The 20,853-nt window shown below is 68.1% G+C and carries 23 protein-coding genes and 1 tRNA gene; 13 read left to right on the top strand and 11 right to left on the bottom strand.

Going from position 1 to position 20,853, the window contains the following annotated elements:
* Nucleotides 1-71 precede the first annotated feature (71 nt).
* On the bottom strand, nt 72-725 hold the full coding sequence (locus H8F26_RS02975; RefSeq protein WP_197157359.1) for an alpha/beta hydrolase: 654 nt from the start codon (nt 723-725) through the stop codon (nt 72-74).
* A gap of 166 nt (nt 726-891) precedes the next feature.
* Between H8F26_RS02975 and purH the strand changes: the two genes are divergently transcribed.
* Nucleotides 892-2,475 carry a bifunctional phosphoribosylaminoimidazolecarboxamide formyltransferase/IMP cyclohydrolase gene (purH, locus tag H8F26_RS02970; protein ID WP_197157358.1) on the top strand — a complete coding sequence of 528 codons (1,584 nt, stop codon included), beginning with the start codon at nt 892-894 and terminating at the stop codon, nt 2,473-2,475.
* A gap of 64 nt (nt 2,476-2,539) precedes the next feature.
* On the top strand, nt 2,540-3,010 hold the full coding sequence (locus H8F26_RS02965; protein WP_197157357.1) for a DUF4079 domain-containing protein: 471 nt from the start codon (nt 2,540-2,542) through the stop codon (nt 3,008-3,010).
* Between the two features lie 54 nt (nt 3,011-3,064).
* Here the strand turns inward: H8F26_RS02965 and H8F26_RS02960 are convergent, their stop codons facing one another.
* The 3 genes from H8F26_RS02960 to sfsA all read right to left on the bottom strand — a co-directional run bounded on the left by H8F26_RS02960 (nt 3,065) and on the right by sfsA (nt 5,974).
* Nucleotides 3,065-3,718: a DUF1997 domain-containing protein gene (locus tag H8F26_RS02960; RefSeq protein ID WP_197158937.1), complete on the bottom strand. Its 654-nt coding sequence runs from the start codon at nt 3,716-3,718 to the stop codon at nt 3,065-3,067.
* 212 nt (nt 3,719-3,930) lie between these two features.
* Nucleotides 3,931-5,130 (bottom strand): 4-hydroxy-3-methylbut-2-enyl diphosphate reductase, encoded by a 1,200-nt coding sequence (locus H8F26_RS02955; protein WP_197158936.1) that lies wholly within the window; start codon nt 5,128-5,130, stop codon nt 3,931-3,933.
* A gap of 67 nt (nt 5,131-5,197) precedes the next feature.
* Nucleotides 5,198-5,974, bottom strand: a complete 777-nt coding sequence (sfsA, locus tag H8F26_RS02950) for a DNA/RNA nuclease SfsA (RefSeq protein ID WP_197158935.1) — start codon at nt 5,972-5,974, stop codon at nt 5,198-5,200.
* 170 nt (nt 5,975-6,144) lie between these two features.
* On the opposite strand from sfsA, the gene murJ reads away from it, so the two are divergent.
* On the top strand, nt 6,145-7,761 hold the full coding sequence (murJ, locus tag H8F26_RS02945) for a murein biosynthesis integral membrane protein MurJ (protein WP_197157356.1): 1,617 nt from the start codon (nt 6,145-6,147) through the stop codon (nt 7,759-7,761).
* Nucleotides 7,762-8,072: 311 nt separating this feature from the next.
* Here the strand turns inward: murJ and H8F26_RS02940 are convergent, their stop codons facing one another.
* Together H8F26_RS02940 and H8F26_RS02935 are read right to left on the bottom strand one after the other, a co-directional pair.
* Nucleotides 8,073-9,209, bottom strand: a complete 1,137-nt coding sequence (locus tag H8F26_RS02940; RefSeq protein ID WP_197153730.1) for an IS5 family transposase — start codon at nt 9,207-9,209, stop codon at nt 8,073-8,075.
* Nucleotides 9,210-9,318: 109 nt separating this feature from the next.
* The gene (locus H8F26_RS02935; protein WP_197157355.1) at nt 9,319-9,840 is read right to left on the bottom strand and encodes a hypothetical protein; all 522 of its coding nucleotides are present in this window, start codon (nt 9,838-9,840) and stop codon (nt 9,319-9,321) included.
* Between H8F26_RS02935 and H8F26_RS02930 the strand changes: the two genes are divergently transcribed.
* Genes H8F26_RS02930 through H8F26_RS02920 form a run of 3 tightly spaced genes read left to right on the top strand, consistent with a single transcriptional unit; the run spans nt 9,824 to nt 10,776 of the window.
* Nucleotides 9,824-10,222: a hypothetical protein gene (locus H8F26_RS02930; protein ID WP_197157354.1), complete on the top strand. Its 399-nt coding sequence runs from the start codon at nt 9,824-9,826 to the stop codon at nt 10,220-10,222. The genes H8F26_RS02935 and H8F26_RS02930 overlap by 17 nt on opposite strands.
* A 58-nt stretch (nt 10,223-10,280) precedes the next feature.
* Nucleotides 10,281-10,430, top strand: coding sequence for a hypothetical protein (locus tag H8F26_RS02925; protein WP_197157352.1), 150 nt, complete (start codon nt 10,281-10,283; stop codon nt 10,428-10,430).
* Nucleotides 10,431-10,461: 31 nt separating this feature from the next.
* The gene (locus H8F26_RS02920) at nt 10,462-10,776 is read left to right on the top strand and encodes a hypothetical protein (protein ID WP_197157350.1); all 315 of its coding nucleotides are present in this window, start codon (nt 10,462-10,464) and stop codon (nt 10,774-10,776) included.
* A 184-nt stretch (nt 10,777-10,960) separates the two neighbouring features.
* Here H8F26_RS02920 and H8F26_RS02915 read toward each other — a convergent pair whose 3' ends face one another.
* From H8F26_RS02915 to H8F26_RS02905, 3 genes are read right to left on the bottom strand one after another with little or no spacing between them, the layout of a single operon-like run.
* Complete coding sequence (locus H8F26_RS02915) at nt 10,961-11,227, bottom strand: cytochrome-c oxidase (protein ID WP_197157348.1); 267 nt, start codon at nt 11,225-11,227, stop codon at nt 10,961-10,963.
* Nucleotides 11,228-11,269: 42 nt separating this feature from the next.
* Entirely contained in the window at nt 11,270-11,557 is a 288-nt protein-coding gene (locus H8F26_RS02910) for a DUF3181 family protein (RefSeq protein ID WP_197157346.1), read from the bottom strand.
* 58 nt (nt 11,558-11,615) lie between these two features.
* Nucleotides 11,616-11,861, bottom strand: a complete 246-nt coding sequence (locus H8F26_RS02905; RefSeq protein ID WP_197157344.1) for a hypothetical protein — start codon at nt 11,859-11,861, stop codon at nt 11,616-11,618.
* A 173-nt stretch (nt 11,862-12,034) separates the two neighbouring features.
* Here H8F26_RS02905 and H8F26_RS02900 point away from each other — a divergent pair.
* The 4 genes from H8F26_RS02900 (at nt 12,035) to H8F26_RS02885 (ending at nt 16,051) form a co-directional block, all read left to right on the top strand.
* Nucleotides 12,035-12,108, top strand: a tRNA-Arg gene (locus tag H8F26_RS02900).
* Nucleotides 12,109-12,260: 152 nt separating this feature from the next.
* Entirely contained in the window at nt 12,261-13,547 is a 1,287-nt protein-coding gene (glyA, locus tag H8F26_RS02895) for a serine hydroxymethyltransferase (RefSeq protein ID WP_197158934.1), read from the top strand.
* Nucleotides 13,548-13,614: 67 nt separating this feature from the next.
* On the top strand, nt 13,615-14,757 hold the full coding sequence (locus tag H8F26_RS02890) for an MraY family glycosyltransferase (protein ID WP_197157342.1): 1,143 nt from the start codon (nt 13,615-13,617) through the stop codon (nt 14,755-14,757).
* Nucleotides 14,744-16,051, top strand: coding sequence for a competence/damage-inducible protein A (locus tag H8F26_RS02885; protein WP_197157340.1), 1,308 nt, complete (start codon nt 14,744-14,746; stop codon nt 16,049-16,051). Before H8F26_RS02890 ends, H8F26_RS02885 begins: the two co-directional genes overlap by 14 nt.
* Here the strand turns inward: H8F26_RS02885 and H8F26_RS02880 are convergent.
* Nucleotides 15,969-16,559 carry an antibiotic biosynthesis monooxygenase gene (locus H8F26_RS02880; RefSeq protein ID WP_197157338.1) on the bottom strand — a complete coding sequence of 197 codons (591 nt, stop codon included), beginning with the start codon at nt 16,557-16,559 and terminating at the stop codon, nt 15,969-15,971. The genes H8F26_RS02885 and H8F26_RS02880 overlap by 83 nt on opposite strands.
* 88 nt (nt 16,560-16,647) lie before the next feature.
* On the opposite strand from H8F26_RS02880, the gene H8F26_RS02875 reads away from it, so the two are divergent.
* From H8F26_RS02875 to H8F26_RS02865, 3 genes are all read left to right on the top strand, one after another.
* Entirely contained in the window at nt 16,648-17,475 is an 828-nt protein-coding gene (locus tag H8F26_RS02875) for a trimeric intracellular cation channel family protein (RefSeq protein ID WP_197157336.1), read from the top strand.
* A gap of 51 nt (nt 17,476-17,526) precedes the next feature.
* Entirely contained in the window at nt 17,527-18,984 is a 1,458-nt protein-coding gene (gene leuC, locus H8F26_RS02870) for a 3-isopropylmalate dehydratase large subunit (protein WP_197157334.1), read from the top strand.
* Between the two features lie 182 nt (nt 18,985-19,166).
* A complete protein-coding gene (locus H8F26_RS02865; protein ID WP_197157332.1) occupies nt 19,167-19,826 on the top strand; it encodes a 3-isopropylmalate dehydratase small subunit 2 in 660 nt (219 codons plus the stop codon).
* Nucleotides 19,827-19,908: 82 nt separating this feature from the next.
* On the opposite strand, the gene H8F26_RS02860 is transcribed toward H8F26_RS02865, so the two are convergent.
* Nucleotides 19,909-20,841: a J domain-containing protein gene (locus tag H8F26_RS02860; protein WP_197157330.1), complete on the bottom strand. Its 933-nt coding sequence runs from the start codon at nt 20,839-20,841 to the stop codon at nt 19,909-19,911.
* Nucleotides 20,842-20,853: the final 12 nt, after the last annotated feature.

The following is a 20,853-nucleotide window of genomic DNA, read 5'->3' as shown; positions in this document are numbered from 1 at the left end:
GCGCTCATCACGTCCTGCATCGCGTTCTGAATCTCGGGGGCGGCTGAAGGTCACCCAAGATCACGCATGCCTCAACAGCCAGCTGTCGAGGCTTGCAGGTGCTGGGCCAGAAAGGCGCGGATCCGCGGCAGCAGGTCTTCATCGATCGTGTGGCCGCCGGCGAAAGCCAGGCGTTGCACCGGATGTTGTGCCTGTGCAACGCCGGTGAGCTGGCGCTCCAGCTCGAGGCTGGCCGCGAAGGGCACCACCGGGTCCTGTTCGCCATGGGTGAGCAGCACAGCCATGTGCAGAGGGCCTGGCTGCCAGCCGGGATGGGGGTAGCCGCTGCAGCTCACCAGCGCCGCCAGTGGCAGCCCCTCGCTGTCAGCGCTGGTGCCCACATCGATCGCCATGGCGGCTCCCTGGGAGAAGCCCAGCAGCGCCGTGTTCGCCAGGGGAACACTGGTCGCCAGTTGCTCGAGCCGCTGGCGCAGATCCCGGCGGGCCTGGGGCAACTGCGGCCATTCCGGCTGCTGCAGGTCGTACCACTGCCGCCCCTGGCCTGCGGGATGGGGATCGGGCGCCCGCAGTGCCACCACGCTCACCTCCGGGCCCACCAGCAACGCGCCCAGATCGAGCAGGTCGTCGGCATCGGCCCCCCAGCCATGCAGCAGCACCAGCCGCGTGGCCGCCTGGTCCGGGCCGAGGCGGATCTGCTCAGGGTCCGGGGAGAAGGGGCTGGTCATGGCGTCGACGGCAGGAGCGTTCCAATCATGCGGAGAGGCCCTGCAGGGCTGTCTGCACCATGCAGGGGCCGCAGGACTGGACCAAGCGATAGCGGGGCCGTGGCACCGGTGGAGCAGCCCAGGGTCTGCTGCGTAGGTTGGGCCTTACGCCCCCTCATCTGCCGCCATGGCGCCCACGGCCCTCCTGAGTGTGTCCGACAAGCGGGATCTGGTGCCCCTGGCTCAGGGCCTGCTGCAGGCCGGCTACCGGCTGATCTCCAGTGGCGGCACCGCCGCGGCCCTGGCCGCCGCTGGCCTGAGCGTCACCAAGGTGGCTGAGCACACCGGAGCTCCCGAGATCCTCGGCGGCCGGGTCAAGACACTGCACCCCCGCATCCATGGCGGCATCCTGGCCCGCCGCTCCGAGGCCTCGCATCTTGCCGACCTGGCCGCCCAGGACATCGAGGCCATCGATGTGGTGGTGGTGAACCTCTATCCCTTCCGCGAAACCGTGGCCGATCCGGCCGTGGCCTTTGAGACGGCGATCGAGAACATCGACATCGGCGGGCCGGCGATGGTGCGCGCCGCTGCCAAGAACCACGACGACGTGGCGGTGCTGACCGATCCGGACCAGTACCCCAGCTTCCTGGAAGCCCTGGCCGCCGGCCGGGTGGACCGGGCCCTGCGCCGGCAGCTGGCCCTGGCGGCCTACCGCCACACCGCTGCCTACGACGCCGCCATCAGCACCTGGCTGGCGGAGCGTCTGGCGGCTGAGCAGCCTGCGGCAGCGACCTCCGGCACGGGCGAGTCTGCGGTGGCCGCGCCCCTGCGACTGGACCTGCCGGCGCGCCAGAGCCTCCGTTACGGCGAGAATCCTCACCAACGTGCCACCTGGTACAGCGCGCCTGCCGCCGGCTGGGGCGCGGCAAGCCAGCTGCAGGGCAAGGAACTCAGTTACAACAACCTCATCGACCTGGAGGCCGCGCTGGCCACCGTGCGGGAGTTCGGCTACGGCGAGCAGCGCCAGCAGCCGGCGGCGGTGGTGGTGAAGCACACCAATCCCTGCGGCGTCGCCACCGGCAGCAGCAGCGCCGAGGCCCTGCTGCGCGCCCTGGATGCGGATCGGGTGTCGGCCTTCGGCGGCATCGTGGCGCTGAACGGCCCGGTGGATGGCGCGGCAGCGGCCCATCTCACCGGCCTGTTCCTGGAGTGCGTGGTGGCACCGGCCTACGACGCCGACGCCCGCGCCGCCCTGGCGGCCAAGGCCAACCTGCGCCTGCTGGAGCTCAGCCCAGCCGCCATCGCCGCTGCGCCGCACCAGCAGTTGCGCAGCGTGCTCGGTGGCGTGCTGGTCCAGGCGTTCGATGATCAGCCCGTGGAGGAAGACGCCTGGCAGGTGGTGAGCCGCCGCCAGCCCACGGAGGCGGAGCTTGACGACCTGCGCTTCGCCTGGCGGGTGGTGCGCCATGTGCGCTCCAATGCCATCAGCGTCGCCCGTGGCGGCCAGAGCCTCGGCATCGGTGCCGGTCAGATGAACCGGGTGGGATCGGCGCGGCTGGCCCTGGAGGCGGCCGGCGAACGGGCCCAGGGTGCGGTGCTCGCCAGTGATGGCTTCTTCCCCTTCGACGACACGGTGCGGCTGGCCGCGGCCCACGGCATCAGCGCCGTGATCCAGCCGGGCGGCAGCGTGCGGGATGGCGACTCGATCAGCGCCTGCGATGACCTCGGCCTGGCGATGGTCTGCACCGGCCGGCGCCACTTCCTGCACTGAGTTGGCGGTGAGTTGTAGCTTCGCTGCCATCCCCCGAGCCGCCCCTGAGCGGCCGAATCCCGCCATGCCCATCGCCCTTCCCAGCTCCCTGGCCTTCGGCCTCAACTTCCTGCATCCCCTGATGATGTGGGGGCTGCTGGCCCTCTCGGGCTACGCCATGCTGCTCGGCATCAAGGCCAAGAAGACCCGCACCGCCGCGGCCGAAGATCGCAAGGAGCTGATCAAGGGGCAGTTCGCCCGGCGCCACTACCAGCTCGGCAGCGTCGTGCTGGCGGTGATGGTGCTGGGCACCTTCGGCGGCATGGCCGTCACCTACCTCAACAACGGCAAGCTGTTCGTGGGGCCGCACCTGCTGGTGGGCATCGCCATGACCTCCCTGATCGCCCTGGCTTCGGCGCTCTCGCCGCTGATGCAGCAGGGCAATCTGATCGCCCGCAAGGTGCACGTGGGTCTGAACATGAGCGTGATGACCCTGTTCCTCTGGCAGGCGTTGAGCGGCATGCAGATCGTCAACAAGATCTGGACCAGCCGCTGAGACGGATCCAGATCCTGCAGGCCCAGCCCGATTCTGAGCCGGTGTGCTGCCGCCTCAGAACTGGGCACGGCGCCGCGGCGGACAGGCGAGCCCGTGGGTGGCGTGGAAATCCTCCTGCACCTTCCAGGTGAGGCGACGTGAGATCTGCCGCACGATCTGGCGGAGCAGATGGTCGCCGCTGCTCTGCACCAGTGAGTCCGGCAGCAGGGTGATCACCTTGGGCAACCGGATCCAGACGCTCAGATCCAGCTCCCAGCGCACCAGGGTGAGTGGACCGTCTTCCTCGTTCTCTGGCGTGGTTTCATCAAGCCGCAGGGCGGCGTTGAAGTCGACGTCGTAGAGGCCCTCCAGCCCTGTTCCGGCCATCACCTGCGGTGGCAAGGTCACGATCCGGTAGACGCCTTCAGCCTGGGGGAGCAGTTCCAGGCCGATCGTGGGCTCCACCTCAAAGCCGAAATTGCCGAAACGCCCCAGGGTGAGCACATAGCCGTTGCTGCCATGGGGCTGAACGGTCATCGGGGCGGCGCAGCGCCGGAACCAGCCTTCGTGGCGATCCAGGTACTGGCCCACCTGCTCGGCAGGAGCCCGCATTTCCATCAGGTCGGCGAAGGTGGAGGCATAGCGCCGCACCCGATCATCGTCGCCATCCCGCAAGCTCACCTCTGGGGCCATCGGCTCGAAACCCTCGGCGGCAGCGGCGTCGCTCATGGGGTTGGAGTGGAGATCGCTCAGGGCGGTCGTCGTCAAAGCGGGACAGGCAACGGACGAAGCGGCAGCCCCACCGGCCAAGCCATCAAACAATGTAAAGGAATCCTTGCCATCGAGGCCCTTCTGCGGTGGTTCCCCGATTTCAGAGGCTGCTGCCGCTGCAGAGGCAGCACGGTCATCGGGTGATTCAGGTGATCAGGCCTGTGGGTGATTCAGGAGGTCAGGCCGATCAGCCGCTCGATCACGTCTTCCACCACCCGGTCCGGCGTGGAGGCGCCTGAGGTGATGCCCACCCGGATCGGCCCGTCCGGCAGGAAGGGATCTTCCACCGCCAGCTCGGCGCCGAGGGGCATGTGCTCGATCCGGTTGCCCGGTCCGATCCGCTCGGGGGTGTCGATGTGGAAGGAGCGGATGCCGCGGCTGACCGCGATCTCCTGCAGGTGGGTGGTGTTGGAGGAGTTGTAGCCGCCGATCACCACCATCAGATCGAGGGGCTCATCCACCAGGGAGAACATCGCGTCCTGCCGTTCCTGGGTGGCGTCACAGATGGTGTTGAAGGCCAGAAAATGCTCGTTCAGTTCCACCGGACCGAAGCGCTCCAGCATGGTGCGCTCCACCAGGCGGCCGATCTCCTCGGTTTCGCTCTTGAGCATGGTGGTCTGGTTGGCCACGCCCACCCGGAACAGGTCACGGTCGGGATCGAAGCCGGGGGAACAGGCCTTGGCGAAGCGGGCCATGAAGGCGTCGCGGTCGGCGGTGCCGCGGCCGAGGATGTAATCGCAGACCATCTGGGCCTCGGCCAGGTCGAGCACCACCAGGTAGGTGCCCGCAAAGGAGCTGGTGGCGAGGGTCTCCTCGTGTTTCACCTTGCCGTGGATGATCGAGGTGAAGGCGTGCTTCTTGTGCTTCTCCACCGTGTTCCACACCTTCGAGACCCAGGGACAGGTGGTGTCCACGATGTGGCAGCCGCGCTCGTTGAGCAGCTGCATCTCCTGCACGGTGGCGCCGAAGGCGGGCAGGATCACCACGTCGCCACGGGCCACGTCGGAGAAGTCCTTGACGCCACCCTCGACCGGGATGAACAGCACGTTCATCTGCCGCAGGTGATCGTTCACCGAGGGGTTGTGGATGATCTCGTTGGTGATCCAGATCCGTTCGCTTGGGTAATGGCGCCGGGTCTCGTAGGCCATGGCCACGGCCCGCTCCACCCCCCAGCAGAAGCCGAAGGCTTCGGCCAGCCGCACCGTCAGGCGGCCGCGTTGCAGGGTGTGGCCGTTCTCGCGCAGGGTGGCGATCAGATCGCTCTGGTAAGCCGTCTGCAGGCTGCCGGCCACCTCCTCGCCGAGGCCGAAGCCGCGGCGGTTGTAACGCTCCGAGTGATGCAGCGAGCGTTTGAAGGCGCGGGTATCCACAGCGGCCTGGCACGGGTTGGGCAACTCTATGGGGGGTGCCGCGGCTGGTGGGGCCGGCAGCGGGGCCTCACCCCCCGTCGTCGCTGTGGGGCTGTACCGCGGCCAGGCCGCGCCAGCGCACCCCATCGGCCTGCACGTCGTAGATGCAGGGCAGCACCTCCACCCCCGCCGCCAGGGCCTGGCGGAACAGCTCGCCGTAGCGGGGATCGGCTGAATCACCCGGCGCGAAGCGACGCACGTCGGAGCGGCTCAGGCAGGGCAGCAGCACGGCCCGCGCCTCGGGCAGCACCCCGATCAGTTCCTCGAGGTGCTTCTGACCCCGCTCGGTCACGGTGTCGGGGAAGAGGGCCAGATCGCCGCGGGTCCAGGTGGTGTTCTTCACTTCCAGGTAGATCGGGCGGGGATCGGCGCTGCCCTCGGCCGGGGTGAGCAGCAGGTCGATGCGGCTGCGCCGCCCCTGGCCATAGGGCACCTCGGCCCGTACCGATGCGATCGGCCCCAGCCAGGGCTCCAGCAGGCCCGCTTCGATCGTGGCCCGCACCAGGCGGTTGGGCAGGGCCGTGTTGATGCCCACCCAGAGCGGCGTCCCCTCGGCCCCCGGCACCTCCGCCTGCTCCCAGGTCCAGGCGAGCTTGCGGCTGGGGGAAGGGGCGTAGCGCAGCCGCACCCGGCCACCGGGATGGAGCACGCCGGTCATCGGGCCGGTGTTGGCGCAGTGGGCCGTGACCACGGTGCCGTCGTCGAGCTGCACGTCCGCCAGGAAGCGCTTGTAGCGCTTGAGCAGCACCCCCTGCCGCAGGCCCTCGAAGGGCAGCACCAGCTGGTCCAGGCCCCGTGTTGGCAAGGCGGGCGACAGGTCAGGCGGCGTGGCCTGCGACACCGATTGCTTCGAAGCCAAGGGTTGCGCCGCCACTACCGGGATTCTGTGCCGGCCCCGTCGCCGGCGCGGTCAGGGGGGGCGGCACAGGACAGCGGTGGAGAATCCCCCGCAGTTCTGGCCCTGGATCGAACCGGATGGCGAAATCCCTGCGCCGCATCGCCCTGATCGTGGCCGTGGCCACAGGCCTGAGCAAAGTGGCGGGGCTGGTGAGGCAGCAGGTCATCGCCGCAGCCTTCGGCGTGGGGGCCGCCTACGACGCCTACAACTACGCCTATGTGTTGCCCGGCTTCCTGCTGATCCTGCTGGGGGGCATCAACGGGCCTTTTCACAGCGCCATGGTGAGCGTGCTGGCGCGTCGACCCCGCCAGGAGGGCGCCCACGTGCTGGCGGCGATGAACACCCTGGTGGGCGTCGGACTGCTGGGGGTGACCCTGATTCTGGTGATCGCGGCCAATCCCTTGATCGACCTCGTTGGGCCGGGCCTGGAGGCCACCCGCCACGACATCGCCGTGCAGCAGCTGCGCTGGATGGCGCCGATGGCCCTGTTCGCCGGTCTGATCGGCCTTGGCTTCGGCGCCCTGAACGCCGCCGATGAATTCTGGCTGCCGGCGGTGAGTCCGCTGCTCTCCAGCGTGGCCGTGATCGGTGGCATCGGCCTGCTCTGGTGGCAGCTGGGGGCGGCAATCACCCTGCCGGCCACGGCCCTGATCGGCGGCATCGTGCTGGCGGGCAGCACCACGCTGGGGGCGGTGTTGCAGTGGCTGATTCAGCTGCCTGCCCTGGCCCGCCAGGGCCTGGGCCACTTCCGCCTGGTGTGGGACTGGCGCGATCCGGGCGTCCGCGAGGTGCTCCAGGTGATGGGGCCGGCGACGCTCTCCTCGGGAATGCTGCAGATCAATGTGTTCACCGATCTGTTCTTCGCCTCCGGGATCGTGGGGGCTGCAGCGGGTCTGGGGTACGCCAACCTGCTGGTGCAGACGCCCCTGGGCCTGCTCTCCAACGCCCTGCTGGTGCCGCTGCTGCCGGTGTTCGCCCGGCTCACCGCTCCCGCTGATCGGCCTGAGCTGATCGCCCGCATCCGCCAGGGTCTGATGCTCTCCAACGCCAGCATGCTGCCGCTGGGGGCGCTGATGGTGGCCCTGGCCGGGCCGATCGTGGCGTTGATCTACGAGCGTGGCGCCTTCGATGCCGGCGCCGCCGCCCTGGTGGGTGGACTCCTGATGGCCTACGGCGTGGGCATGCCGGCCTATCTGGCCCGCGATGTGCTGGTGCGGGTGTTCTATGCCCTGGGCGACGGCACCACGCCGTTCCGCTTCTCGATGGCCGGCATTGGCCTCAATGTGGCGTTCGACTGGCTTCTGGTGGGTGGCCCCAGCCCCTGGGGTCTGCAGCTGCCGGCCCTCAACTTCGGGGCACCGGGCCTGGTGCTCGCCACGGTGGCGGTGAATCTGATCACCTGCGCCGGCCTGCTGCTGGCCCTGCAGGCACGGCTGGGGGCGATGCCGCTGCGCCTCTGGGCGCGAGACACCCTGCTGCTGCTGCTGGCGGCCCTGGCTGCTGCACTGGTGGCCTGGGCCCTGTCGGTGTGGGTGGCCTGGCCGGCGGGCCTGTTGGGACGCCTGCTGCAGACCAGTCTCTGCGCCGGGCTGGGGCTGGCGATCTATGGCCTCGCTGCCAGTGCCGCTGGGGTGCCGGAGGCGCGCCAGATGCAGAGGCAATTGCTGGCACGCCTGCCCGGCGGGGGGCGTTAAGAGCTTGCTGAAAAACCCCGTCAAGGGCCATTCAGCCCGGGAACGCCTGACTTCGAGCCCAGTGTTCACGGGCGCTGCGCCCAAAGGTCAGGCTCAAGGCATGACGGCCTCGGGGCTTTTTCAGCAAACTCTTAAGAGTTTGCTGAAAAACCAACCCACGAGCCAGTTTTCCACAGGCATCAGTGGATTTCCGGCTCAAAAAGACGGATCGGCGGCTATCAGAGCCGCAAACAGCCCGATTTCGGCATCGTTGGCCTCTCTGCAAGGCATTGGTTGAGGCCTATTGGGCACACCTCTGGACAACGGGCTGTTCATGCCGCCTCCATCGCGGGCTTGAGCAGGTTGCCCAGGCGGATCAGGTTGTAGGCGATCACATGCAGGCCAAACACGGCGCCGACCTTCTCGGTACCGCGCAGTTTGAACTGGCGCAGCCCTCCGAACGCCTTGATCCAACCAAACACCTTTTCGATCCCCCGGCGGGCGTTGATCGATTTGGAGTAGCCCACGTGACGGGTGGTGCGGCCATCAATGGCTGAGCCACCGCTGCGGGCCGTGTTCTGGGCCACGTGGGGCGTGACACCGATCCGCCGCATCTCAGCGACAAACCCTTTGGTGTCGTAGTTCTTGTCGGCGCCGACGGTCTTCTGGTGGGCACCGGTGAGGTCTGCTGCCATCTCTTTGGCGGCATCCCGCTCACCGGTGCCCGTGGCCTGGGTGACGCGGCAATCGACGATCAGGTCGTGGCGGTTGTCCATGAGGACATGGCCCCGATAGCTCAGCTGCGCTGGATGGGCATTCGATTTCCGGGCCAGCCGTGCCTCAGGATCGGTGCTGGAGCGGTGGGTCTCGTTGCTGAGCTTGATGCCGCGAAAGTCCCCTTTGGCGCGCTTCTTTCCCTCTTTGGGAGCACCGAATCCTTCGCCAGGACCTGTGGGCGGAGGCGGAGGATCCTCCTGGCCATCGATCCGCTCCAAGGAAGCGTGTGACGCCCAGGCCTGGAGCAACGTGCCGTCCACCGAAAAGTGCTCGTCACTGAGCAGCGGTTTGACCTCGGGTGCTCCCATCAGCTTCTCCAGGAACAGCCCCATGACGTCGTCAGTGAGGAGCCGATCACGATTCTTGGTGAATGTGGTCGGATGCCAGATCGCATCGTCAGGGCTCAAGCCCACAAACCAGCGGAACAGCAGGTTGTAGTGGACCTGCTCCAGCAGCAGCCTCTCGGAGCGGATGCCGTAGAACGCCTGCAACAACGAGGCCAGCAGCAGCTGCTCTGGCGGCACCGATGGTCTCCCTTCTGAGGCATACAACCTGCAGAAGGTGGGATTGAGTCGATCGAGGGCCTGATCCGCCAGCTTGCGAATCCGCCTGAGTGGATGGCTGGTCGGGATCCGCTCCTCGATCGAGACGTAGGAGAACAAGGAGCCGCTGCGCTCCTGCTGACCTCGCATCAAACCTGGGGCAGTTGCCCTATTTTCGCAGAGGCGGCGGGGTTTTTCAGCAAACTCTTAAGCGTTCGCTGAAAAAAACGCCAGCTCCGCGCCTGAATCTGCTCAAGGATTACTTGCGACGAATCGGGCCGGAAGTCTGGGCGTCGGAATCAAACCAACGGCTCTCATTCCTGATCTTTGGATCGCCTTGAATCGTGAAGGTGATGAAGCCGGTTTTGAACACCAGGGCCCCATCACTGAGCCTGCTGGCCACAGGCTTGCCGTTGACAACCACCTGATTCTTGTTGTCGATTTGGATGGCGGCGACGGTCTGTCCAGTTCCGCTGTTCTTGGCGACCCAGCGACCGGCGTAGGTCGATGCTGTGGCAGCCGGTGCCGTTCCGAAGCCCGCTTTGGCGTTTTCGGCCTTGGTCTTGTTGATGTCGCAACCCTGCATTTCTGTGGCCTGGGTGCAGCCTGATTGTTCGAGCTTCTTCGCATACGCCGGGTCCATCGCATGGGAGGCAAGCGGAAGCAGAACGGCTATGGCGGCGACGCTGCAGGCGACACGATGGTTTGTGCGGTTCATTCGGAGCTTCTGCGCGTTGCGCGACACAATGTTGTGATCGGAGGCGTTGAGCGCCGCGGGCACGATTGCCATTCTGACGGACAGATTTGTTAGTCTGCCATGGCTACTGCTGTCAGTCGGCAGCCACGGCTCCGGCAACGGCCTTCAAGATCCCGACGCCATGGATCTGCTCGTGCCGCTGTTCGTCGGCAAGCCCCAGGCCATTCTGCTGGTGGCCGTGGTCTTCATCGCGGTTGATCTTGCCCTGCGGTTCCGCTGGCCCGGTCTTGCCCGCCATCCTGGCGCGCTGCGGATCGGGGCCATCGCCTGGGGGGTTTATGCCGGCTGGGAATGGCTGGTGCAACTGAGAACGCCGGAGGCGAACATCAGGGTCGATCTCCTGCTGATCTGGCCCGCGTTGATGATCCTCTCGGCCTGGGCGCTCCTGCGCACATTGCGAGCGTGAGCGCCGCCGCCTTTCGGATCTGCTGTTCCGCGCTGTGCTTCTTCTCTCGCTGGGTGGAATGGGTCTTCTGGGACTGGACAGCTATCGCTTCCACACGGTGCCCGAGCACAGGCAGGTGCAGCGGATGACGATCATCCTGGTGCCGATGCTGCAATCGACCCTTGCGATCGCGATCGGTCTGATGCTGCAGACCAGTCGGATCGTGTGACACTGACTGAAGCTCCTGGCCCTCATACCGCATGAACCGCTCAGCACTCGCCGCGCTGGCCGTCGTCGTCAGCACCACCCCGGCCTTGGCCGACTCGACAGTGGCGTATTGCGAGATGGTTCGCGACAACGGCGAGATGCTCAAAGGACGCTGTATCTGGTCTCAGATGCAGGGCAATGTCTACATCAACGATTTCAATCATTATGCCTTTGCCTTTCCTGCCGCTGAGCAGGGCAAGACCTATGAACGCACCAACCGTGAGGGTGCAGGTCCCTCCTTCAAGCGCCCTGGCTACGTGATCAATGTGTACTGGGACAAGCCGGCCCGTGAGCCTGGCGGTCTCTGAGGGGGTCTCCAGTTCCCCGGCTTCGGTGGTGCATGAGGGCGGTTTCAGCTGGGAGAGGCGGCCTGTTTGTAGGGCTGTTGGCCGGGCGTTGGTCCGGACGTCCCAAGGCTCCCTGTGGCTGATCACCGCACGAGCAGTGTGATCACGCTTGCCGCACAATGCCTCTTGCGAAAACGCTTGGCCCTCATTCTGGATCCGGCAGTCGCACCTGCCGCTCCTCGCGTACGTGCAGGGGGATCTCGAGGCGGGAGCGCCCCACCATCTGGGGCCCGTCGATCGAGAAGATGCGCGCCTCGATGCCGAATTCCTTGAAGGCGCTCTCAAGTTCCTGGATCAGCACCTTCTCCACCTGGGCCTCGGCATCCACCACCTTGCCGATCAGACGGCTTCCGAGGCGGCCGATGCGCTGCCGCACCACGTCGCGGGCGTTGGTGACCTCAATGACCAGCACGTCCCGTCCGCAGGAGCGGCAACCCTATCGGCCTCGCCAGCATCAGCCAAACTCCTGCAGCACGTCTTCCAGGTCGCGCAGCTGGCCGGGGGGGATCAGGCGGGCCAGGGGCAGGCGGGTGCTGCCGCCGCCGATCGGTACCTGCACGGCCTCCAGGGCCTGACGGGCACAGACGCCGGGTCCCTGCTCCAGCCGGGCCACGCATTCGATCGCCAGGGTCTCGGCCAGGCCCGCATCGCCCAGATAGAGGTGCCAGCCGGCCACCTGCAGGTAGAGCCGATCGGCCAGGGCCTCAGTCAGCTGTCGGATCGTGGCGGCGTCCATGCCCATGGCGGTGTCCGGAATCGGTGGGGGGATCTGAAGCAGGTGGAGCAGCAGCCGGGTCCGCTCAGGCCGGATCCTGGCGGGGCGGGCGCAGGGCGATCACCACGCCGCCGTGCACCAGCAGCATGGCTCCCCAGGTGAGGGTCACCAGGTCGAGGTGGCTGAAGGGATGGCGCAGCTCCTGCAGGAACCAGAGGCCGCTGTTCACCGCCGCGAACACGGCGCCGTGCAGGGTGAGATTCACGATCCGCTCGAAATGGCGGTAGGTGGGGTCACCCGGGTCGGCGGGGCCGTACCAGCGGATCGGCATGGGTCTGGGGGAGGGCGAGGTTCCGCCGCGGCGGGTCGGAACGGGATGGCCCGATTCTGGGGGGCGCCCTTGCACTCCGCTCCGGCGCCGCGGCGGGGCCGCTGGTTGGGGGCGGCTGCTGGAGGCGGTTGGTTGACGGAGGGGCCCCCCGTGCGGTCAAAATGCCTGCACACGCGCTTGTAGCTCAGCGGATTAGAGCATCTGACTACGGATCAGAGGGTCGGGAGTTCGAATCTCTCCAGGCGCGCTTCTTCACCGTCCCAAAAGGGCGGTTTTTTTTTGGCCGGCCTCCGCGCCTGGCTTGGTGAGGGTCTGTCGCGCCAGGACTGCCGCTGCAGGTTTGTGACGGCAGACGAACCCCTCCGTTTCATTACGATGAGCAACCCCCGCATCCGGCCCATGGCGGACACCTCGGCAGCGCTCAACCAGCCCCTGGTCGCCGGGGATCCGGCCGTGGCGGCCCTGATCGGCAAGGAGCTCCAGCGCCAGCAGACCCATCTGGAGCTGATCGCTTCGGAGAACTTCGCCTCCCGCGCTGTGATGGAGGCCCAGGGCTCGGTGCTCACCAACAAGTACGCCGAGGGGCTGCCCCATAAGCGCTACTACGGCGGCTGCGAGCACGTCGACGCGATCGAGGAGCTGGCGATCGAGCGGGCCAAGCAACTGTTCGGTGCCGCCTGGGCCAACGTGCAGCCCCACAGCGGCGCCCAGGCCAATTTCGCTGTCTTCCTGGCCCTGCTCCAGCCCGGCGACACGATCCTGGGTATGGACCTGAGCCATGGCGGCCACCTCACCCACGGCTCGCCGGTGAATGTGAGTGGCAAATGGTTCAAGGCGGTGCACTACGGCGTGGATCCCGAGACCCAGCAGCTCAACTACGACACGATCCGCACCCTGGCGCTGCAGCACCGGCCGAAACTGATCGTCTGCGGCTACTCCGCCTACCCCCGCACGATCGACTTCGCCGCCTTCCGCGCCATCGCCGATGAGGTGGGTGCCTGGCTGCTGGCGGATATGGCCCACATCGCCGGTCTGGTGGCGGCCGGCGTGCATCCCAGCCCGGTGCCCCATTGCCATGTGGTCACCACCACCACCCACAAGACCCTGCGCGGTCCGCGGGGCGGCCTGATCCTTACGGGCGATGCCGAATTCGGCCGCCAGTTCGACAAGGCCGTGTTCCCCGGCAGCCAGGGCGGCCCGCTGGAGCATGTGATCGCTGCCAAGGCGGTGGCCTTCGGTGAGGCGCTGCAGCCCGAGTTCACCGCCTACAGCAAGCAGGTGATCGCCAATGCCCAGGCCCTGGCGGAGCGCGTCCTCGAACGTGGCATCGATGTGGTGAGCGGCGGCACCGACAACCATCTGGTCCTGCTGGACCTGCGCAGTATCGGCATGACCGGCAAGGTGGCCGATCTGCTGGTCAGTGACGTGCACATCACAGCCAACAAGAACACCGTGCCCTTCGACCCCCAGTCCCCCTTCGTGACCAGTGGCCTGCGGCTCGGCACCGCCGCCTGCACCACCCGAGGCTTCGATCAGGAGGCCTTCCGGGAGGTGGCTGATGTGATCGCTGATCGTCTGCTCAGTCCGGAGGATGGCGCCATCGAGCAGCGCTGCCGCGACCGGGTGGCCGCGCTCTGCGATCGCTTCCCCCTCTACGCTTCCGAGCGTCAGCTGCAGCACGCCTGAGCAGGCTCTGAGTCCATAAGGTGGCCCGCGAAGGCCCGCTCCTGGCACCCCCACCGGCCCCGTTGCTGTGACCCTCGCCTACAGCCCCAACGCGGCGGCCCTGCTCACCTTCTTCGCCGCGTCGGTGCTCACGGCTCTGATCGTGCCCGTTGTGCGGCGCCTGGGTCTGCGCTGGGGGCTCACCGATCAGCCTGATCCCCGCAAGCAGCACACCACGCCGATGGTGCGCCTCGGCGGCATCGGCATCGTGGCTGGTTTCAGCCTCGGGCTCATGCTCACCTGGGCCTTCGGTGGCTTCGCCGAGTTGCCCGTCAGCAAGGACACGGCGATCTGGACCACCCTGGCCGGCTCGCTCTGCTTCTTCGTGATCGGCCTGGCGGACGATCTCTTCGCTCTGCCGCCCCTGCCGCGTCTGGTCGGTCAGGTGGCCGTGGCCACGGTGGTCTGGGGTGAAGGGGTGCGGATCGGTACGATCGAGCTGCCCTTTTCCTTCGGCGATGCCCTGGCGCCGGTGCTGGTGCTGCCCGAACCGCTGAGCCTTTTGGCCACCGTGATCTGGCTGGTGGGGATCACCAATGCGATCAACTGGCTGGATGGCCTCGACGGCCTGGCCGCCGGGGTGAGTGGCATCGCCGCCGTGGGCCTGCTCTCGGTCAGCTTCAGCCTGCATCAGCCGGCGGCGGGCCTGCTGGCTGCGGCCCTGGCGGGGGCCTGCCTGGGCTTTCTGCGCCACAACTTCAACCCCGCCCGCATCTTCATGGGCGATGGCGGCTCCTACTTCCTCGGTTTCGCCCTGGCGGCGATCAGCATCGTGGGCCCGGCCAAGGGCCTCACCAGCGTCAGCCTGCTGCTGCCTCTGCTGATCCTGTCCCTGCCGCTGGCCGACATGTCGGCCGTGATCATGGGACGCCTCAGCGAGGGGCATTCGCCCTTCTATCCCGATCGTCGCCATCTGCACCACCGCCTGCTCAGGGCCGGCTTCAGCCATCGCCGCACCGTGGTGCTGATCTATGCGTTCACCCAGTGGCTGGCTTCCCTGGCCCTGGTGCTGGCCAATGCCGAACTGCGCTTCCTCTGGCTGGCCCTGGCCACCGCGATCCTGATCGGGGTGGTGGTGGCCAGCCGCCGCCTGCAGGAGGAACCGTGGGATGGGGCGGAGCCGGGCGAGCCCTCCTCTCTCCCCGAACGTCCTTCCCATGGCCAGCGCTGAGGTTCTCTGCGTCGGGACCGAGCTGCTGCTCGGCAACATCACCAACGGCAATGCCCGCTGGCTTGCCGAAGCCCTGGCCGGCCTGGGAATCCCCCACTTCCGCCAGGGGGTGGTGGGTGACAACAGCGAGCGCCTGATCGCTGCCGTGCAGGAGGCGGCGGGTCGCTGCCGGTTGTTGATCACCACCGGAGGTCTCGGTCCCACCCCCGACGACCTCACCACCGCCGCCATCGCCGCCGCCTTCGGAGCACCGCTGATGGAGCATCCCGAGGTCTGGGATGACATCCAGGCCAAAGTGGCCGCCCGTGGTCGGCCCCTGTCGGACAGCCTGCGACGCCAGGCCCTGCTGCCCGAGGGGGCAGCTGTGCTGCCCAATCCCACCGGCACTGCGCCGGGGATGATCTGGACCCCCGATCCGGTCGGGCTGCCGTTCCCCGTACAGCCGGGTTTCACGCTGCTCACCTTCCCGGGTGTGCCAAGCGAGCTCCACGCGATGTGGCAGCAGACCGCCGTTCCCTGGTTGCGGCAGGAGGGCCTGGCCGCCGGGGTGTTCGCCAGCCGGCTGCTGCGCTTCTGGGGGATCGGTGAATCCACGCTGGCCGAGCAGGTGCACGACCTGCTGGCCCTGGAGAACCCCACGGTGGCCCCCTACGCCGGCACCGGTGAGGTGAAGCTGCGGATCACGGCCTGCGCTGCCACGGCCAGCGAAGCCGAAGCCCTGCTGGCGCCGGTGGAGGCGGAGTTGCGTCAACGCACCAGCACCCTGTGCTATGGCGCCGACAGCGACAGCCTCGCCTCGGTGGTGCTGGCTCTGCTCCGCAGCCGCGGCGAGACCCTGGCCGTGGCTGAATCCTGTACAGGCGGCGGGATCGGCGCGGCCCTGGCGGCGGTGCCGGGGGCGTCTGAGGCCTTCCTGGGTGGGGTGATCGCCTACGCCAATCGCGTCAAGCAGGACCTGCTCACGGTGCCCGCCGCCACGCTGGAGGGTGATGGGGCGGTGAGCGATCCGGTGGCGATCGCCATGGCCGAGGGGGTGCGCCGCATCACCGGGGCCACCTGGGCCATTGCCGTGAGCGGTATCGCCGGTCCGGGCGGCGGCAGCGTCGACAAGCCCGTGGGCCTGGTCCACATCGCCGTGGCCGGACCGGATGGCAGCAGCAGCGAGGGGGTGCGGTTCGGCGCCAGCCGCGGCCGCGGCTGGATCCAGGCGCTCACCGCCGGCGAGGCCCTGAATCGTCTGCGGCTGCGGCTGGAGCTGCCCGGGGATAGAGCCAGCGCTTCAGCAGGCGCGTGAGCCGGGGCATGACGCCGTAGGTGAGCAGCAGCACGGTGAGGCCGCTGGTGATCAGCAGGGCCAGCCAGGCCGGCAGGGGATGGAGCAGCGGGGCCAGCACCTGGCTCAGCAGGCGGATCAAGGTGTACACGGCCACCCAGGTGACCAGGGCCATCTTGTGGCGCGACGGCGGTGGCAGCACCTCCCCCGGCAGCGAGAACCAGGCCTCCAGCCCCGAGATGTGTCGGACCTGGGGATCGCTCGCCACCAGCGGCTCGGCCCGCTCGATCCAGCGCCGGCGCGCCTCGGAGGTCATCCAGGCGCGGAAGTGGTCGTCGGTGTCGAAGCGGAAGATCACCACGTACTCCGGCCGCACCCCGGGCTGGGGCCGGATCACGTGGGTTCCCATGTGGCCAGTCCAGGCGCTGCTCTCGCGGATGATCCCGCTGATCCAGGCCTCGTAGTCGTTCTCCCGACCGGGCCGCACCCGCTGGGCGATCACGGTGGTGATGGGGTCCTGCGGCTGCACCGGCAGGCGGCTCCGATGACCAGTTGAATGGCGGCACCGTACCGCGACAGACTGGGCCGCAACTGCTCTGCGAGCCCTTGGAGCGTTGATGGACAGTCCTTCGCCGCGCTGGGTCCGCTGGCGGCATGGATGGGCCCCCTGGGCCCTGCTGCTGCTGTTGCTGCTGCTGGTGGCGCTGATTCTGCTGACGCTGCAGGGTGAGGCCCAGGTGCCGCTCGGGCCGGAGGGCCGCAGCCACATCCAGCGGCTGGCCCAGGTCCGCCGCTACCGGCATTTCGATCTGATCGGCACCGCTGCCTTTGCCCTCGCCGGTTTTCTGCGGGCACTGCAACGTCGCTACGACCTCTGGGGCACCTTTGTGCTCACGCTCCTGCCGGCCGTGGGCGGTGGCGTGATCCGGGATCTGCTGATCGGCGGTGATCGCCTGCCGCTGGGTCTCTTCCGTGAGCCCGTCTATCTCGTGATCGTGCTGATGGTGCTGCTGCTGGGCACCGTTCTGTCCAACCTGATCAGCCCCAGCCGGCTGGCGTCGCCGGTCTGGGGTGCGGTCTTCACGGTGTGCGACAGCATCGGCCTGGCCACCTTTGCCGTGATCGGCACCCGGGTGGCATTGCTGGCCCAGCTCGACTGGTGGTGGCTGCCCCTGTCGGCGGCCCTCACCTGTTCTGGCGGCGGGGTGATCATGGATGTGGTGAGTGGCCGCGAACCGCGCAGCTTCCAGGGTGAGCCCTACGAAGAGCTGGCGATCCTCGGCAGCCTTGTGCTGATCCTGCTCTGGTCCTTCGCCGGCCGCTTCGAGCCGCTCACCTGGCCGATCACCGCGGCGATGGGATGCACCTGGTGGCTGGTGTTCCTGTTGCGGTTGCTGGTGGTGCGCTTCGGCTGGCGTTCCTGGCGCCTGGGGCCGGCCCGCTGATCTCGCACCCGCCCGTCTTAGGCTGGACTTTCGATGGAAACAGGCACACCCTTGAGCGCCGGCACCCTCTACGACAAGGTCTGGACCCTGCACCAGGTCGCCGAGCTGCCCGGTGGTTCCACCCAGCTGTTCATCGGTCTGCATCTGATTCATGAGGTGACCAGCCCGCAGGCCTTCGCCGCCTTGCGGGATCTCGGTCTGGGCGTGCGCCATCCGGAGCGCACCGTTGCCACGGTGGATCACATCGTGCCCACCACCTCCCAGGCGCGGCCCTTCGCCGATCCGCTGGCCGAGGAGATGCTCGCCACGCTCGAGCGCAACTGCGCCGAGCACGGCATCACCCTGCACGGCCTCGGCAGCGGCCGCCAGGGGATCGTGCACGTGATCGCTCCGGAGCTGGGTCTCACCCAGCCCGGCATGACCGTCGCCTGCGGCGACTCCCACACCTCCACCCACGGCGCCTTCGGGGCGATCGCCTTCGGGATCGGCACCAGCCAGGTGCGCGATGTGCTGGCCAGCCAGAGCCTGGCGATGGGCAAGCTCAAGGTGCGCCGGATCTGGGTGGACGGAGCCCTGCAGAACGGTGTGTATGCCAAGGATCTGGTGCTCCACATCATCCGCAGCCTCGGCGTCAAGGGCGGCGTGGGCTACGCCTATGAATTCGCCGGTCCGGCGATCGCGGCGCTCTCGATGGAGGAGCGCATGACCCTCTGCAACATGGCGATCGAGGGCGGTGCCCGCTGCGGCTACGTCAACCCCGACGCCACCACCTTCGCCTACCTCCAAGGCCGTCCCTGCGCCCCGAGCGGCGAGGCCTGGGATCGGGCCGTGGCCTGGTGGAGCTCCCTGGCCAGCGGCCCTGATGCCGTCTTCGACGACGAGGTGCGCTTCGATGCCACCAGCATCGCCCCCACGGTCACCTGGGGGATCACGCCGGGCCAGGGCATCGGCGTGGATGAAGCGGTGCCCACCCTGGAGCAGACCGAACCCGACGAACGCCCCCTGGCGCAGGAGGCCTATCGCTACATGGACCTCACCCCCGGCGCCCCGATCGCGGGCCTGCCGGTGGATGTGTGCTTCATCGGCAGCTGCACCAACGGTCGTCTCAGTGATCTGCAGGCTGCCGCCGCGGTGGCGAAGGGACGCCACGTGGCCCCCGGCATCAAGGCCTTCGTGGTGCCCGGCTCCGAGCAGGTGGCCGCCGCAGCCGAGGCCGAGGGCCTCGATCGGGTGTTCCGCGAGGCTGGCTTCGAGTGGCGCGAGCCCGGCTGCTCGATGTGCCTGGCCATGAACCCCGACCGGCTGGAGGGCCGCCAGATCAGCGCCAGCTCCAGTAACCGCAACTTCAAGGGGCGCCAGGGCTCGGCCTCCGGGCGCACCCTGCTGATGAGCCCGGCGATGGTGGCCGCTGCCGCCATCAGCGGCCAGGTGAGCGATGTGCGCACCCTGCTGGACACGGCCGGCACCAAGGCGCCGGATCGGGCACCGGTTCCGGCGGCCGCGGGCTGAGGTGATCCGGCCGGAGTGCTGCCGCGCCGGCCCGCTCCAGCCGCCTCCCCTGCTGCCGCTGGCCGTTCTCCTGTCCCTGCCGCTGCCCCTGCGCCGCACCGTTCCGCCTTCCCCTGTCCCCAGGCCTCTGGCGGGCACCCTTGTTCCGTCCTGTTCCGCTTTCGCTCGCTTCGCCTGCCGCCATGACCAGCATCAGTGCCCCCTTCCCCTTCGGAGCGATCGCCTCGGTGGTCGGCACCGCCGTGGCGGTGCGCGGCGACGACATCGACACCGACCGGATCATCCCGGCCCGCTTCCTCAAGTGCGTCACCTTCGAGGGCCTGGGGGAGCAGGCCTTCGCGGACGACCGCGCCGAGCTCAAGGGTGCCCATCCCTTCGATCGCCCCGAGCACCAGGGGGCCACGGTGCTGGTGGTGAACCGCAACTTCGGTTGTGGCTCCAGCCGTGAACATGCTCCCCAGTCGCTGATGCGCTGGGGGATCCGGGCCGTGATCGGTGAGAGCTTCGCCGAAATCTTCTACGGCAACTGCCTGGCCCTGGGGATTCCCTGCCTCAGCGTCAGCCACGCCGATGCCCTGGCTCTGCAGGCCGCGATCGAGGCCGATCCAGCCTCGAGCGTCGTGGTGGACCTCGACACCCTGAGGGTCAGCCTGAACGCAGCTGCCGACTCCGCTGCGGTGATCTCGGAAGGCGCTTCCTGGCCCCTCACCCTGGCCGATGGACCCCGCCGCATGCTGCTCAGCGGCCAGTGGGATGCCACCTCCCAGCTGCTCGCCCACGATGACCAGCTGCGGGCCACCGCAGCCCGGCTCCCTTATCTCACGTCCTTCTCGGCGGCCTGAGCCGCCCCTGGTTCCGCGAGACGTCTCTGCATCCCGAGCCGTTGATGCTCAGTGGGCCGGTGTTGTTCAGGCGATCAGCAGCTCAGGCGATCAGCAGCTGATAGGCGGCATGAATCCGCTGGAAGGACGCGGCGTTGCCGCCCCGATCGGGGTGATGGGTCTTCACGAGCCGGCGGTGGGCCTGCTTCACCGCTTCGCGGCTGGCACCCCACCTCAGCCCCAGCAGATCCAGGGCCTCAGCCCTCTGCCGATCCATGCCGACCCGGTTCTCCGCCGGTGGCCTGTGCGTCTGTCTCTGCTCTTCCTGGTGCCGCTGTTGCTTCTGCTTGGTCTGCGTTTGCTGCTGCCGCGCGTTCTGTTTCTGCCTTCGCGTCTGTTCCTGTTTGTCCTCCTGCCGCTGCCTCTGCGTGTGCTGCTGCGCTTGCTGCTCTGTGCGCGCGGCGGCCTCCAATCTGGTGATCCGATCCAGGAGGTCGTCCACCACCCGCATCGGGGCTTCGTTGAGCCACTCCGGCGCGCGCACGCTGTAAAGCGCGAAGGCAGCCTTCACCGCCAGTCGGGCCTTGCTCTGGGGCCCGCGCAGGGCCTGGCGCAGCTCGGTGCCGAGCCCTGGCGAGCGGCGATTGAGCTCCTGCTCCAGATCGGCGCGGGGAGCCTGCCCGTGGCGGCGACGCTCCTCGATCAGGCCCCTCAGGCCGCTGAACACCAGGGTGTCGGGCTGGCGCAGAGAGGTCCCGACGCGCAGCGCGCTCCAGCGGGGATGGTCTGCCATGGCCTCGCCCCAGCGCCGCACCTGCTCCACCGTGATGCGGGGTGATGGGCCGGTGGTCTCCTCCGGGCGGGATGGCTTCACGCCGGAGCGGAATCCCCGGGTCTGGAGCTGGGCGAGCTGCTGGCGTAGCTGCAGCACCTCCTGCCGCAGGGCCTCGTTCTCGGCCAGCAGGGAGTCGATATTGCAGGTGACCTGACGGCCCGGAGATGGTGTGCGGGCCCAGCTGCGTGGATCGAAGCCCATGGGTCAGGGTTC

This window comes from Synechococcus sp. CBW1006, assembly GCF_015840525.1.
Classification (GTDB): Bacteria; Cyanobacteriota; Cyanobacteriia; order PCC-6307; family Cyanobiaceae; genus CBW1002.
The sequence above is the reverse complement of the archived record's forward strand: the minus strand, read 5'-3'. Positions and strand labels throughout refer to the sequence as shown.